This is a genomic window from Paractinoplanes toevensis (genome assembly GCF_018332695.1).
GTDB lineage: Bacteria > Actinomycetota > Actinomycetes > Mycobacteriales > Micromonosporaceae > Actinoplanes > Actinoplanes toevensis.
The window spans coordinates 1-1,720 of record NZ_BOQN01000190.1 but is presented as its reverse complement, the minus strand read 5'-3'; the positions used below and the strand labels follow the sequence as shown (position 1 = coordinate 1,720).

2 rRNA genes are annotated in these 1,720 nt (G+C 57.0%); both read right to left on the bottom strand.

The window, feature by feature from the left end:
- Window positions 1-7: 7 nt before the first annotated feature.
- Window positions 8-124: ribosomal RNA gene (gene rrf / locus Ato02nite_RS49925) — 5S ribosomal RNA — on the bottom strand.
- A gap of 101 nt (window positions 125-225) precedes the next feature.
- Window positions 226-1,720 (bottom strand): 23S ribosomal RNA (locus tag Ato02nite_RS49920); the annotation flags it as partial.

Genomic DNA, 1,720 nt, shown 5'->3' with positions numbered 1-1,720 from the left:
ACGTTGAGTCCGGCGGCGTCCTACTCTCCCACACCCTCCCGAGTGCAGTACCATCGGCGCTGGAGGGCTTAGCTTCCGGGTTCGGAATGAGACCGGGCGTTTCCCCTCCGCTATGACCACCGAAACAGCTGCCAGCGGAACTAACCAGCAACCCGTCGTGATGACCGGGGTGGTTGTTCGTTTGCTGTGAATCGCACAGTGGACGCGTCGAGCATAATGTTTAGGGTGGTTAAGCCCTCGGCCTATTAGTACCGGTCGACTGAACCAGTTACCTGGCTTACATCTCCAGCCTATCAACCCAATAGTCTCTTGGGAGCCTTACCCACTCAAGGTGGTGGGATACCTCATCTCGAAGCAGGCTTCCCGCTTAGATGCTTTCAGCGGTTATCCCTTCCGAACGTAGCCAACCAGCCGTGCCCCTGGCGGGACAACTGGCACACCAGAGGTTCGTCCGTCCCGGTCCTCTCGTACTAGGGACAGCCCTTCTCAAGTATCCAACGCGCACGGCGGATAGGGACCGAACTGTCTCACGACGTTCTAAACCCAGCTCGCGTACCGCTTTAATGGGCGAACAGCCCAACCCTTGGGACCTGCTACAGCCCCAGGATGCGACGAGCCGACATCGAGGTGCCAAACCATCCCGTCGATATGGACTCTTGGGGAAGATCAGCCTGTTATCCCCGGGGTACCTTTTATCCGTTGAGCGACACCGCTTCCACACGCAAGTGCCGGATCACTAGTCCCGACTTTCGTCCCTGCTCGACCCGTCAGTCTCACAGTCAAGCTCCCTTGTGCACTTACACTCAACACCTGATTGCCAACCAGGCTGAGGGAACCTTTGGGCGCCTCCGTTACCCTTTAGGAGGCAACCGCCCCAGTTAAACTACCCACCAGACACTGTCCCTCGACCCGATCAGGGCCGCAAGTTAGATACCCAAATCCAACAGAGTGGTATTTCAACAATGCCTCCACCTGAACTGGCGTCCAAGCTTCACCGGCTCCCACCTATCCTACACAATTACATTCGGATACCAATGTCAAGCTATAGTAAAGGTCCCGGGGTCTTTCCGTCCTGCCGCGCGTAACGAGCATCTTTACTCGTACTGCAATTTCGCCGGGCCTGTGGTTGAGACAGTGGGGAAGTCGTTACGCCATTCGTGCAGGTCGGAACTTACCCGACAAGGAATTTCGCTACCTTAGGATGGTTATAGTTACCACCGCCGTTTACTGGCGCTTAAGTTCTCCGCCTCGCCCTCACGGGCTAACAGGTCCCCTTAACGTTCCAGCACCGGGCAGGCGTCAGTCCATATACATCGTCTTACGACTTGGCATGGACCTGTGTTTTTAGTAAACAGTCGCTTCCCCCTGCTCTCTGCGGCCATACCACGCTCCCACCGCAAGGGTGTTCACGCGTCCGGCCCCCCTTCTCCCTAAGTTACGGGGGCAATTTGCCGAGTTCCTTAACCACAGTTCGCCCGTCGCCTCGGTATTCTCTACCTGACCACCTGTGTCGGTTTCGGGTACGGGCCGCTCGGAACATCGCTAGAGGCTTTTCTCGGCAGCATAGGATCACTGACTTCACCTGATACGGCTCGGCATCACGTCTCAGCCTATGTATGTCGCGGATTTGCCTACGACACGGCCTACACGCTTACCCCAGGACAACCACCGCCTGGGACCAGCTACCTTCCTGCGTCACCCCATCGCTAAACTACTACCC